Below are 12,804 nucleotides of genomic sequence, written 5' to 3' on the forward strand. Positions count from 1 at the left end.
TTGATCTTAACAGCCGGACCGGAGTATGCGGACGAGGCCGTTCAGGCCGAAAGGGGGGGTCTGGGGGCGGAGCCCCCAGGGGACGGGAATGGGTAGGGGCGGCGGGGCGAGCTGCATCCATCAGCGGCTCCGCCGCGGGCCTCACTTCACCGACCCCGCCATAACCCCCTGCACAAAGTGCTTCTGGAACGCGAAGAACACCACCACCGGCACCACCAGCGACACAAACGCCCCCGGCGCCAGCACATCGATGTTGCTCCCGAACTGCCGTATCTGTGACTGAAGTTGCACAGTCAACGGCTGCGAGGAACTGTCCGCGAACAGCAGCGCCACCAGCATGTCGTTCCACACCCACAGAAACTGGAAGATCGCCAGCGAGGCGATCGCCGGCCGCCCCACCGGCAGCACCAGCCGCGTGAAGATCCGCCACTCGCTCCCGCCGTCCATACGGGCCGCCTCCAGCATCTCCTTCGGCATCTCGGCGAAGTAGTTCCGCAGAAGGAACACCGCGAACGGCAGGCCGTACGCCACGTGGAAGAGCACCACCCCCGGGATCGTCCCGAACAGCCCCAGCTGACCGAAGAGTTTGGCCACCGGCAGCAGACCGATCTGCACCGGCACCACCAACAGGGCCACCACGACCAGGAAGACGGCCTCCCGGCCGGGGAAGTCCAGCCAGGCGAAGGCGTATCCGGCGAGCGCGGCCAGCACCACGACCAGCACGGTCGCCGGCACGGAGATCAGCACCGTGTTCCAGAAGGCCTGCGTCATCCCGGAGTTCTTCAGCAGCGCCGAGTAGTTGTCGAAGGACAGCTGCCCCGGGCTGCTGAACACCGTCCACCAGCCGCTGCTCGCCGAGTCCTGCGAGGAGCGCAACGAGGACAGGAACAACCCCGCGAGCGGCGTCAGCCACACCAGACCGATCACCACCAGGAAGGCCTGCACCAGCCCGTTCCCCAGGCCACGCCTGACCGCGTTCATCGCTGAGTTCATCGCTGACTCCTCCGGAAACGACGGACGTTGAGGACCATGGCGGGGACCACGAGCAGCAGGAGCAGCACGCCCAGCGCACTGCCGAGCCCCTGGTTGTTGCCGCCGCCGAAGGACACCAGCCACATCTGGGTGGCGAGCACGGTCGCGTCCTCCTGCACCGGCCCGGGCGCGATGATGTAGACGAGGTCGAAGACCTTCATCACGTTGATCACGAGGGTCACGAAGACGACCGTGAGCACCGGGGCCAGCAGCGGCACCGTGATCCGCCGGAAGATCTGCCACTCGTTCGCACCGTCCATCCGCGCCGCCTCCAGCGCATCACGCGGCAGCGTCGCGAGACCGGCCCCGATCAGCACCATCGCGAACCCGGTCCAGATCCACAGATACGCCCCGATGATGGCCGGCGTGACGAGCATCGGCCCGAGCCACGAGACGCCCTGGTACGGCTGCGCGAAGTTCGACGCCGGCAGCTTCACCGCGTACGAGCCGGACTTCAGCCCCGCGAAGCGGAAGGAGCCGTCGGCCGCCGTCGTCGTACTCCCGGCCGTCGTCCCGTCGTCGGCCACCGCCTCGACCTTCATCTGCGGCAGTCCGCTCTCCCGCCGGTCGACCCGGCCCTGCTTCCCGCCCCCGCCGGGGGTGAAGTCCAGGTAGACGACCCCACGCACCTCGTCGGCCGCGGCCTTGCGGTGCGCGGCGCCGTACGCGGGCTCGGCATCGCCGGGCAGGTCCTTCGGCGCGACGCCCACCAGCCCGAGCGCCACCGACTGCCCCGGCGACACGCTCCCGCTCGTCCGGTACGAGCCGTCCGGCCCCGCCTTCAGCCCCTGGCCCACGCGGGCCCGCGCGGTCGGATACTCCGCGGTGCCCTTGAAGGCGTCGTGCACCGAGACCACGGCGGCGTTCAGCACACCCTTGTCCGGGTCCTCGTCGTAGGCGAGCCGGAAGATGATGCCCGCCGCCAGGAAGGACACCGCCATCGGCATGAACAGCAGGAGCTTGAAGGCCGTCGCCCAGCGGACCTTCTCCACCAGTACGGCAAGGATCAGGCCGAGGCCGGTCAGCAGCGCGGGCGCCACGACGACCCAGATGGCCGTGTTCCGTACGGCGTTGAGGGTCGCCGGGTCGCGGAACATCTCGGTGTAGTTCTCGCCGCCCACGAAGCGCGTCCCGGAGGCGTCGAAGAAGCTGCGGCCGATCGAGAACAGCACGGGGTACACGACGAGCGCACCCAGCAGGAGCAGCGCCGGGAAGACGAAGAGCAGGGCGATGATCCGGGCCCGGCGGCGGGAGCGCCGGGCCCGCTCGGCGCCCGCGACCGGGGGCGGACTTGTCTCTTTCACCAAAGTCGCGGTCATGGCGCGTCAGCCCTTGTAGGCCTTGGCCGCCGCGGCCTCCAGCTGCGCCGCGGTGCCCTTCGGGTTCGACGGGTCGCTCAGGAAGTCCTGGAGCAGCTTCCACTCGCCCGCGCCCTTGGTGCCGCCGAACGCCGCCGGGGCCTGGTCGGACATGTCGAAGCGGACCGAACCCCCGGCCGAGACAAGGGACTTGGCGGTGGCGCGGGTGACGTCGTCGCCGTAGGAGTCGAGAGACAGCTTCTTGTTCGGGGACAGGAAGCCGCCGGCCTTCGCCCATACGGCGGCGGCCTCCGGGGTCGCCAGGTACTCCAGGAGCTTCATGCCGGCCTTGGCGTTCTTGCCGTCCTTGAGGACGACGGCCGCGTCGCCGCCGCTGACCACCGGGGCCTTGCCGCCGTCGACCGCGGGGAAGGGGAAGAAGTTCGCGTCCGTGCCGACGGTCTTGCCGAACTGGTCGTGGGCGACCCCGGCGACGAAGTCGCCCTCGTAGACCATGCCGGCCTCGGGCTTGGGCCCGAACACCTTCTCCACCGAGCCCGGGAAGTCGGTGTTGAGGGCCTCCTTCCGGCCGCCGGCTATCAGCTGCTTGTCCTTGAACAGCTTGCCGAGGGTGCCGAGCGCCTTCACCACCGAGGCGTCGGTCCACTTGAGCTGGTGGGCGGCCAGGGCGTCGTACTTCTCGGGGCCCGCCTGCGAGAGGTAGATGTTCTCGAACCAGTCGGTGAGGGTCCAGCCGTCCTGTCCGGCGACCGAGAAGGCGGCAAGGCCCGAGTCGGAGACGGTGTGTCCGGCCTTCAGCATCTCGTCGTACGTCTTCGGCGGCTTGACTCCTGCCTGGGTGAGGGCCTCGGGGCTGTACCAGACCGTCGACTTGTGGGCGGCCTTGAAGTAGAGGCCGTAGAGGCGGCCGTCGACGCTGCCGTACTTCTTCCACACGGGGGCGTAGTCCGCGTCCACGGTCTTCTCGGTGGTGGCGGACAGCGGCGTGAGCCAGCCCTTCTTGGCGAACTGCTGCAACACTCCGACCTGCGGGACCATCACCACGTCGGGCGCGTTGCCGCCTTCGATCTTGCTGCCGACAACGGTGGAGACGTTGTCCCCGGTGGAGATGAACTGCGTCTTGGCGCCGGTCTTCGCGCTGAAGGCGTCCAGCACCTTCTGGAAGTTCTTCTGCTCGCTGCCGGTCCAGACGCCGGCCACGGTGACCGTCTGCCCGCTGAGCGCCTTGTCGCCGCCGCCGGCGGAGACCGGTCCGCCGCCTCCGCAGGCGGTCGCGCCGAGAGAGAGGGCGAGGGCGGTGCAGCTCGCGAGCAGGGTCGTGCGTCGTCGCATCATCGTTGATGTCCCTTCAAGGGGTGGGAAACTGACGAACAATCAGGGGTGACGGGCCGTGGTGGTCAGAGGTCGTTGATCCACCAGGCCGCCGTCGAACCGGGCAGCACCCCGGCCGTGCAGGGGCCGCTGGAGAGCAGCGGGGTGCCGGAGACCGGCGCGGGCATGGGCGCCGTACCGAAGTTGACGGCGCAGACGAGGCCGTCGCCGCGGGTGAAGGCGAGGACGCCCGGCGGGGTCTCCAGCCAGTCGAGCGTTCCCTCGCCCAACTGGGGCAGCGCGGAACGCAGTTGGAGGCCGTCGCGGTACAGGTGCCAGAAGGAGCGGGTGTCGGCGAGGGCGCGGTCGGTGGCGTACTCGGCGAAGTAGGAGGGCTGCGGCAGCCACGGCCGCGCGCTTTCGGCGCCGGAGGTGAAGCCGAAGGGGGAGGCCTGTCCGGACCACGGCAGCGGCACCCGGCAGCCGTCGCGGATGCGGGCGCGGCTTCCGGTACGGCGGAAGATCGGGTCGGTGAGCACGTCGTCGGGCAGGTCGACGACCTCGGGCAGGCCCAGTTCCTCGCCCTGGTAGATGTACGCGGCTCCGGGCAGCGCCAGCATCAGCAGCGCGGCGGCGCGGGCGCGGGCGGTGCCCAGGCCGCTGCCCTCCGGGGCGGGTTCGCCGTAGCGGGTGACGGTGCGGACCTGGTCGTGGTTGTTGAGCACCCAGGTGACCGTCGAGCCCGTGCCGGCTATGTCCTGCATGGCCTCGGTGATGACCTTGCGGAAGGCGTCGGCGTTCCAGGGGGCGCTGAGCAGGTCGAAGAAGAAGGCCTGGTGGAGTTCGTCGGAGCGGACGTACTGCGCGTGTTCGCGTGCGGTCGGCACCGACACCTCGCCGACCAGCAGCCGCTCGCGGCCGTCGCGTGCCGTGTACTCCTCGCACACCGCCCGCCAGTGCCGCCACACGTCGTGCACCTCGGGCTGGTTCCAGGCGAGCGGGTTGACGGAGTCGCGGGTGCGGGCGTCGGCCTCGGGGTCGTCGGAGTCGGGCAGTTCGGGGTGCTTGTAGAGGCCGGCGGCGACGTCGATGCGGAAGCCGTCGATGCCCCGGTCGAGCCAGAAGCGCAGCACCCGGTCGAACTCGGCGCCGGTCTCGGGGTTGCACCAGTTCCAGTCGGGCTGCTCGGGCGCGAACATGTGCAGGTACCACTGGCCCAGGCGGCCGTCCGGCTCGGTCACCCGGGTCCAGGCCGGGCCGCCGAACATGGAGTGCCAGTTGTTGGGCGGCTGCGAGCCGTCGGCGCCGCGGCCGTCCGCGAAGTGGAAGCGGGCGCGGGCCGCGCTGCCGGGCTGCGAGGCAAGGGCCTCCTGGAACCACGGGTGCTCGCTGGAGCAGTGGTTGGGCACGATGTCCAGCAGCACTTTGACGCCCAGCTTCCGGGCGGCCGCCATCAGCAGGTCGAACTCGGCGAGGTCGCCGAAGAGCGGGTCGACGTCGCAGTAGTCGGCCACGTCGTAGCCGTGGTCGTGCTGCGGTGACGGATAGAAGGGGCTCAGCCAGATCCCGTCGACGCCCAGCTTCTTCAGGTACGGCAGTCCGGCGCGGACCCCGGCCAGATCGCCGATGCCGTCTCCGGTGCTGTCCAGGAAGCTGCGGACGTACACCTGGTAGATCACCGCGTCACGCCACCAGCGGTACTTACTCAACATGCATGCATGTTAGGTATGCGTGTCGCGAGGGTGTCAATGAAAGAAACAGAAGCTACTGGTGAGTTGGCATGGCAAAAGCGGACCTAAAGGGGCATTCTGAACCCAGATGAGACTTCCGCGTTACCTAACAAGTAACTAGCGGCTGGAGACGGCCGCCAGCTCCCGCGCCAGCCTCTGCACTGCCGCGGCGGGCGTCTCGTGCCCGGTCATCGCGTCGTGCACGACCGCTTGCACCACCAGGCTGACCTGGTCGTAGCGCGGGCTCTTGGGGCGCGGCGCGGCGTGCAGGACGCTCGTGCGCAGGGTCGGCAGATACGGGAACCGCCGTATCAGCTCGGGGTCCTCGTACAGCGCGGCCCGTACGGGCGGCAGCGCGCCGCGGGTGAGCACCTGGCGCTGGACGGGCTCGCTGGTGAGATACGCGAGCAGGCGCGCGGCGGAGTCGGGGTGCTGTGTATGCGTGTTGACGGCCAGGTTGGAGCCGCCGAGGACGCTCCTGCCGGGCCCGTCCGGGCCGGGCAGCGGTACGGCTCCGATTTTGCCGGCGACCGGGGAGCCCTTGGCCGAGGCGCCGACGTAGGCGTAGGGCCAGTTGCGCAGGAAGAGCAGACGGCCGTCCTGGAAGGCCTGTTTGGACTCTTCTTCCTTGTAGGTGAGCGCCTTCTTCGGGATCCAGCCCTCGCGTACGCCCCGGGCCAGGAAGCCGATGCCCTCGCGGGCGGCGGCCGAGTCCACGGTGACGCGTGCGCCCTCGTCGCCGAGGATGCTGCCGCCCGCGGAGTAGACGGCCTCGGCGGCGTTGACGGTGAGGCCTTCGTACGGCAGGAACTGCCCCGCGTAGCCGTCGAGTCCGTACTTCGGCGCGATGGTCTTCGCCTCGTACTCCAGCTCGGCCCAGGTGCGCGGCGGCGGGACGCCCTCCTTGGCGAGGATGTCCTTGCGGTACAGGAGCAGTCCGGCGTTGGTGACGTACGGGACGGCGTACAGATGGTTGTCGTAGGTCGCCGTGTCGACGACCGGCTTCAGGAAGCCCTTCATCGGGAAGCGGTCGGGGGGCAGCGGCCGTATCCAGCCCGCCGCCGCGAACTCCGAGGTCCAACTGACGTCGATGTTGAGCACGTCGAACCGGCTGCGGTCCCCGCCGCGCAGGTCGGTGACCATCTGCGCATGGGTCTCGTCGGCGGAGTCCGGAAGCTCGACGAGGGTGACCTTCTCGCCGGGGTGGGTGCGGTTCCAGCCCTGGAGGAGAGGGTCGAGGTAGTTGGTGAGGTCTCCGGCGGTGGCGAGCATCAACGGCCCGCGGCCGCCGGCCGCGCCCTCCTCGGCGTGCGCACCCGAGGCCGCGTATCCGGTCATGACCACGACGAGAACAAGGAGGCCCCTACCGGCGGCATGGATCCACCGCATAGGTTCCTCCCTGTACACCGGCGACGGGCATCTTCGCCCGGAGTCAGAGGCCATGTATACCTGTTAGGTATGCGCGATACTAGGGCCTGGAGCACATTCCGAGGACAGGAGGACAGCACGAGTGCGCCTGCCCCTCCTGGCACTCCTGGCACGCGGTCCGGCCCACGGCTACGAGCTCAAGCAGGGCCTTGAGCAACTGCTGGGCTCCGCGTACCCTCAGCCGAACGTCGGCCAGATCTACGTAACCCTCGGTCGCCTCGAGAAGCAAGGGCTGATCGAGGGCGAGGACGTCGAGCAGGCGAGCCGGCCCAACAAAAAGGTCTACCACCTCACGGACACCGGGCGGGAGGCGCTGCGCGCCTGGTTCGAGGAGCCCGAGGACGAGCCGCGGGTGCGGGACGAGTTCTTCATGAAGCTGGCGCTCGCCCCGCAGACGGGTCTCGCCGAGCAGATCGCCCTGATCAACAAGCAGCGGCGCCAGTACCTCAACACCATGCGCGACCTGTCGAAGCTGGCCGCCGCCGAAGACCGCGACAACCGCATCGCCCATCTGCTGATCGAGGGCGCGATGCTGCACCTGCAGGCCGACCTCGACTGGCTGGAACGGTGCCAGGAAGAGCTGGAGGAGCTGGAGTGAGCGACAGTCCCGCTCCTGTGCTGCACGCAGAAGGCCTGGTCAAGACGCACTACGGCGAGGGCGCACCGGCGCATGCCGTGCGCGGGGTCGACCTGTGCGTCCGGCAGGGCGAGTTCGTGGCCGTCACCGGTCCCTCCGGGGCGGGCAAGTCGACACTGCTGCATCTGCTGGGCGGGCTGCAGCGGCCGGACGGCGGCAGCATCCGGCTGGACGGTGAGCGCACGGACGCGTGGAGCGAGGCGCGCTGGGCGGTGGAGCGCAGAAAGCGGATCGGGATCGTCTTCCAGTTCTTCAACCTCGTCTCCAATCTGTCGGTCGCCGACAACGTGGAGCTGCCCGCGCTGCTCGCGGGTGTCACGCCGAAGCAGGCGCGGGCCGAGCGGGAGCAGCTGCTCGGCGAACTGGGGCTGGGCGGCAAGGAGCGGAGCATGCCGGGCGAGCTGTCCGGCGGCGAACAGCAGCGGGTCGCGCTGGCCCGCGCCCTGGTCAACCACCCGCCGCTCCTGCTGGCCGACGAGCCCGCGGGCAGCCTGGACAGCAAGGGCACCCGTGAGGTGATGCGGCTGCTGTCCCGCTTCCACCAGCGCGGCCAGACGATCGTGCTGGTCACCCATGACGCCCGGCTGGCGAGCGCCGCCGACCGTGTGATCAGCTTCTTCGACGGCCGGATCGCCGACGACGCGGAGCTGGACGGCACCGGGGCGTCCCGCAGGGGCGGTATATCCGGAGTTCTGGAGCTCAGGGACTGACATGCGGGCGTACGACGACCCCCGGAAGGCCTGAGCCATATGCGAGCAACTCTGCGCTGGGCGCACTCCGATCTGCGCACGCACCGCGGCGAGGCACTGTTCCTGGTCCTCGCCACGGCCGGGATCGTCGTGTCGCTGCTGCTGGCCACGGCCCTGTTCGGGTACGCGACCAACCCCTGGCAGCGGATCTTCACCCAGGAGCGGGGCGCGCACGTCTGGATCCACACGGACAGGTCCGCCCAGGTGGGGAAGCTGGCCGGACTGGACGGCGTGGAGTCCGTCGCCGGCCCCTACCCCACCGCCGTCGCCACCCTCGCCTCACGCGGCGCCCGCGCCTCGGTCGAACTGCGCGCGACGCCGCCCGAGCGCCCCGGGGTCGGCCGCCCGCTGCTGACCGCCGGCCACTGGCTGAAGGCCGACGCCCCTGACGGCGTGATCCTGGAGAGCCGCCTCGCCCGCGCCCTGCTCGCCGAACCGGGCGACACACTCACCCTGCCGGGCACGGGGCGGTCGGTGACCGTCGTGGGCGTGGCCGACAGCGCGGAGCCCCGCTACCGCGCCAACGAGCAGCCGGGCCTGGTCTGGGCCCTCCCCTCCGCGGTGCCCCACCCCACCGGCCAGGTCATCGGCCTGCGCCTGACCGATCCCGAGGACACGGACTACGCCGTCCAGCGCGCCGTCACCGTCCTCGGCGCGGGCGCCATCGGCGAGGTCTCCACCTGGCAGCAGGCCCGCGCCGAGGCACAGGGCGACAACCGGCTGCTGGGCCAGGTCCTGGGCCTGTTCGGTCTGGGCGCGCTGATCGCGGCCGGGCTCGCGGTGCACGGCGCGATAGCCACCCGCATCCGCGGCCACCTCCGGGACATCTCGGTCCTGAAGGCAATCGGCTTCACCCCGGCCCAGGTGGTCCGCGTCTTCCTCTTCCAGCACATCGCCTACGCCGTCCTCGGCGCCGCAGCCGCGGCAACGCTCACCGAGGCCCTGGGCAGCCACTTCCCCGGCCGCCTCGGAGACGCCCTCGGCGTATGGCAGGGCCTGCCCGGCCACACCCCGACCCTGTTCGCCGTCCCTGCGGGCGCCGTCCTCTTCATCGGCGCCACAACGGCCCTCGCAGCCTGGCGAGCGGGCCGCATACCACCGGTCCCGGTGGCCCGGCCCGCCGGTGCGGGGGGTGGAGGGCTGGGTCTGGCTCGACGGGCACTCGGACTGGAAGCCGCCCCTCAGCTGCCGGACCGAGCTGCACGAACGCCCGGCCCCCCGCCCGACGGACGCTCCACAACCCCGGCACCCCAATCCCCGGCCCCCCAGCCTGCGACCACGGGAAGCAGGGGGCTACTGGAGATGGCGAAACAACGGCTGAGGCTGACGACGGCACAGCCCAGCGCGCCGGCAGAACACACTCCACCGGGCCCGGCGGAGGGGACGTCCAGCACCGGACCCACGACTCCGGCGACCGGGCAACCCGACGACGCCATCCACCACACCACAGGCCCGCACCCCACCGCCCCCCAGCCTGCGACCACGGGAAGCAGGGGGCTACTGGAGATGGCGAAACAACGGCTGAGGCTGACGACGGCACAGCCCAGCGCGCCGGCAGAACACACTCCACCGGGCCGGGCGGAGGGGACGTCCAGTATTCGGCCCGCGGTTCCGGCGGGCGGGGTCCCCTGCGACTCCGCCCACTACAGCACGGGCCTGGCTCCCACCGCCCCCTCCGGCGGGCACCTCTCCGGTATGGCCCGGCGGGCGCTCGGCCTCGGGGTGCCGCCCGCGCTGGTGCTGGGCTGGCACACGGCCTCGTTCCGTCGGATGCGGTCCCTGGCCACCGTGGCCCGGCTCGCCCTGCCCCTGCTGCTGATCGTCGTGGCGATGAGTGCCTGGACCACCATCGACCGTTTCCACAGCAGGCCCGAACAGATCGGACTGCCGGCCGCACTCACCGTCCACACCGACGCGGGTCTGGGCGACCGGGCCGCCCGCGCCCTGCTGCGGCACGACCGGCAGGTCGCCGACGTCTACCCGGGGGTCGAGGTGGCCGCCCTGGTACCGGGCCAGACGGCCACGATCGCGCTGCGCGGCCTGGGCACCAGCCAGAACCCCTACCCGTACACCCTGGCCGAGGGCCGCCCCGCCCGCGGCAGCGACGAGGCGGTGGCCGGGCAGGGCCTCCTGGACCTGCTGGACGTCCGTGTCGGCGACTGGGTGCGGATGACGGTCGGCGACCAACCGCAGATCCTGCACATCGTGGGCCGCAGCATCGAACCGGAGAACGCCGGCCGGGTCATCTCCACCTCCCTCGACACCCTCCGCGAGAACGACCCACGCCTCACCCCCACCCTCTACCAGCTCCGTCTGCGGGCCGGCGCCGACCCGGACACAGTTGCCGGCCGGCTGGCCGCCGCCGGGCACGGCCGGCTCGACGTGCACGCCGTGACCAACCCGGCCGACGGCCTCTCACCCCTGCGCTCGGTCGTCGTCGGCCTGATCGCCGTCCTGGCCCTCATCGGGCTCGTCGAACTGCTCACCGCGATCGGCGGCACCGTCCGCGAGGGCGAACGCGATCTGCTCGCCCTCAAGGCCATCGGCCTGTCCCCGCGCCAGATCACCGCGATCACCGTCACGGCCACCGGCTGCACCGCCCTGGCCGCCGTCCTCGCCGGCACGGCCGTGGGCACCCCGCTCGCGCACTGGCTGATCAACTCCCAGGGCAGATCCAGCGGCATCGGCGCGGGGATCGCCCAGAGCCCGTCGCCGCTCCTGCTCCTGCTCTTCGGTGCCGCCGCGGTGCTCGGCGCTGCCGCACTCGCCGCTCTGCCGGCGGCCCGCGCGGCAAGACGACGGCTCGCGGACACCCTCAGCGCGGTGGCCTGACGGGGCAGACCGGGCGCGTCAACTGCTGTAGAAGCCCTGCCAGTTGTACGGCGACGGGAAGCGGACGGTCACGCACCGCTCGCTTCCCCCGGCCGCATCGGCGGTGCTACGCCCTGCCCCGCAGCTCCCGGTACTTGGCGACCAGCGCCTTGCTGGACTCGTCCAGGCCCGCCACCTCGGCCCCCTCGGTCAGTGCGGGCTCGACCCGCTTGGCCAGCACCTTGCCGAGCTCGACGCCCCACTGGTCGAAGGAGTCGATGTTCCACACCGCCCCCTGCACGAACACCTTGTGCTCGTACAGCGCAACCAACTGGCCCAGCACGGACGGCGTCAGCTCGCGCGCCAGGATCGTCGTCGTCGGGTGATTGCCCTTGAACGTCTTGTGCGCCACCAGCTCCTCCGGCACCCCCTCGGCTCGCACCTCGTCCGGCGTCTTGCCGAAGGCGAGGGCCTGCGTCTGGGCGAAGAAGTTCGCCATCAGGAGGTCGTGCTGCGCCTTGAGCCCCTCGCTCAGCTCGGCCACCGGCTCGGCGAACCCGATGAAGTCCGCCGGGATCAGCTTCGTGCCCTGATGGATGAGCTGGTAGTACGCGTGCTGCCCGTTGGTGCCCGGCGTGCCCCACACCACCGGCCCGGTCTGCCAGTCCACCTCCTGCCCGTCCCGGCCCACGTACTTGCCGTTGGACTCCATGTCCAGCTGCTGCAGGTAGGCGGTGAACTTGGAGAGGTAGTGGCTGTACGGCAGCACCGCATGCGACTGTGCGTCATGGAAGTTGCCGTACCAGATGCCCAACAGGCCCAGCAGCAACGGCACGTTGGACTCGGCGGGCGCCGACCTGAAGTGCTCGTCCACCAGCCGGAACCCGTCGAGCATCTCCCGGAAACGATCCGGCCCGATGGCGATCATCAGCGCCAGCCCGATCGCCGAGTCGTACGAGTACCGGCCGCCGACCCAGTCCCAGAACTCGAACATGTTGGCCGTGTCGATGCCGAACTCCGACACCTTCCCGGCGTTCGTCGACAGCGCCACGAAGTGCCGGGCGACGGCCTCCTGACCCGCCTTCAGTTCGCCGAGCAGCCACTCGCGCGCCGAGGTCGCGTTCGTGATCGTCTCGATGGTGGTGAAGGTCTTGGAGGCGATGACGAACAGCGTCTCCGCCGCGTCCAGGTCACGGGTCGCCTCGTGCAGGTCGGCGCCGTCCACGTTCGACACGAAGCGGACCGTGAGGTCGCGGTCGGTGTAGCTGCGCAGCACCTCGTACGCCATCGCCGGGCCCAGGTCGGAGCCGCCGATACCGATGTTGACGACGTTCTTGATGCGCTTGCCGGTGTGGCCCGTCCAGGCGCCGGAGCGGACCCGCTCGGCGAACTCGGCCATCCTGTCGAGCACCGCGTGCACACCCGGGACGACGTTCTCCCCGTCGACCTCGATCACCGCGTCACGCGGGGCGCGCAGCGCGGTGTGCAGGACGGCGCGGTTCTCGGTCGTGTTGATCTTCTCGCCGCGGAACATGGCGTCCCGCAGGCCGAAGACGTCGGTGGCGGCGGCCAGCTCGCGCAGCAGCCGCAGGGTCTCGTCGGTGACGAGGTGCTTGGAGTAGTCGATGTACAGGTCGCCGACCTGGAGCGTGTACCCGGCGCCGCGTCCCGGGTCGGCGGCGAACAGGTCCCGCAGCCGCACTTCGCCGAGCTCCTCACGGTGCTTGGCCAGCGCGGTCCACTCGGGCGTCTGGTTGAGCCTGTTACGGACGTCTGCGTTCATTTCG

Annotated in this window: 9 protein-coding genes; 3 read left to right on the plus strand and 6 right to left on the minus strand. The window is 70.6% G+C overall.

Going from position 1 to position 12,804, the window contains the following annotated elements; all coding sequences use genetic code 11:
* Window positions 1-141: 141 nt before the first annotated feature.
* The 5 genes from ACWC1K_RS32205 to ACWC1K_RS32225 form a co-directional block, all read right to left on the minus strand.
* Window positions 142-981, minus strand: a complete 840-nt coding sequence (locus ACWC1K_RS32205; protein WP_344403882.1) for a carbohydrate ABC transporter permease — start codon at window positions 979-981, stop codon at window positions 142-144.
* A gap of 8 nt (window positions 982-989) precedes the next feature.
* A complete protein-coding gene (locus ACWC1K_RS32210) occupies window positions 990-2,351 on the minus strand; it encodes a carbohydrate ABC transporter permease (RefSeq protein ID WP_450836467.1) in 1,362 nt (453 codons plus the stop codon).
* Window positions 2,352-2,357: 6 nt separating this feature from the next.
* A complete protein-coding gene (locus ACWC1K_RS32215) occupies window positions 2,358-3,686 on the minus strand; it encodes an ABC transporter substrate-binding protein (protein WP_450836468.1) in 1,329 nt (442 codons plus the stop codon).
* Window positions 3,687-3,748: 62 nt separating this feature from the next.
* Window positions 3,749-5,374, minus strand: a complete 1,626-nt coding sequence (locus ACWC1K_RS32220) for a glycoside hydrolase family 13 protein (protein WP_450836469.1) — start codon at window positions 5,372-5,374, stop codon at window positions 3,749-3,751.
* A 135-nt stretch (window positions 5,375-5,509) separates the two neighbouring features.
* Complete coding sequence (locus tag ACWC1K_RS32225) at window positions 5,510-6,781, minus strand: ABC transporter substrate-binding protein (protein WP_450836470.1); 1,272 nt, start codon at window positions 6,779-6,781, stop codon at window positions 5,510-5,512.
* Between the two features lie 121 nt (window positions 6,782-6,902).
* Here ACWC1K_RS32225 and ACWC1K_RS32230 point away from each other — a divergent pair, with 121 nt between their 5' ends.
* The 3 genes from ACWC1K_RS32230 to ACWC1K_RS32240 are packed head-to-tail and all read left to right on the plus strand — an operon-like array spanning window position 6,903 to window position 11,038.
* Window positions 6,903-7,418: a PadR family transcriptional regulator gene (locus tag ACWC1K_RS32230; RefSeq protein ID WP_450836471.1), complete on the plus strand. Its 516-nt coding sequence runs from the start codon at window positions 6,903-6,905 to the stop codon at window positions 7,416-7,418.
* A complete protein-coding gene (locus ACWC1K_RS32235) occupies window positions 7,415-8,167 on the plus strand; it encodes an ABC transporter ATP-binding protein (RefSeq protein WP_389083182.1) in 753 nt (250 codons plus the stop codon). The genes ACWC1K_RS32230 and ACWC1K_RS32235 overlap by 4 nt, the downstream gene beginning before the upstream one ends.
* 39 nt (window positions 8,168-8,206) lie before the next feature.
* Window positions 8,207-11,038: an FtsX-like permease family protein gene (locus ACWC1K_RS32240; RefSeq protein WP_450836472.1), complete on the plus strand. Its 2,832-nt coding sequence runs from the start codon at window positions 8,207-8,209 to the stop codon at window positions 11,036-11,038.
* 106 nt (window positions 11,039-11,144) lie between these two features.
* On the opposite strand, the gene pgi is transcribed toward ACWC1K_RS32240, so the two are convergent.
* Window positions 11,145-12,800, minus strand: a complete 1,656-nt coding sequence (pgi, locus tag ACWC1K_RS32245) for a glucose-6-phosphate isomerase (RefSeq protein WP_450836473.1) — start codon at window positions 12,798-12,800, stop codon at window positions 11,145-11,147.
* Window positions 12,801-12,804: the final 4 nt, after the last annotated feature.

The sequence above is a fragment of the Streptomyces sp. NPDC001492 genome, from assembly GCF_053597275.1.

What these genes read in the sequence shown, in the direction of transcription:
- ACWC1K_RS32205 (WP_344403882.1), bottom strand. Translation starts at nt 981, where the DNA reads ATGAACGCGGTCAGGCGTGGCCTGGGGAACGGGCTGGTGCAGGCCTTC.
- ACWC1K_RS32210 (WP_450836467.1), bottom strand. Translation starts at nt 2,351, where the DNA reads ATGACCGCGACTTTGGTGAAAGAGACAAGTCCGCCCCCGGTCGCGGGC.
- ACWC1K_RS32215 (WP_450836468.1), bottom strand. Translation starts at nt 3,686, where the DNA reads ATGATGCGACGACGCACGACCCTGCTCGCGAGCTGCACCGCCCTCGCC.
- ACWC1K_RS32220 (WP_450836469.1), bottom strand. Translation starts at nt 5,374, where the DNA reads ATGTTGAGTAAGTACCGCTGGTGGCGTGACGCGGTGATCTACCAGGTG.
- ACWC1K_RS32225 (WP_450836470.1), bottom strand. Translation starts at nt 6,781, where the DNA reads ATGCGGTGGATCCATGCCGCCGGTAGGGGCCTCCTTGTTCTCGTCGTG.
- ACWC1K_RS32240 (WP_450836472.1), top strand. Translation starts at nt 8,207, where the DNA reads ATGCGAGCAACTCTGCGCTGGGCGCACTCCGATCTGCGCACGCACCGC.
- pgi (WP_450836473.1), bottom strand. Translation starts at nt 12,800, where the DNA reads ATGAACGCAGACGTCCGTAACAGGCTCAACCAGACGCCCGAGTGGACC.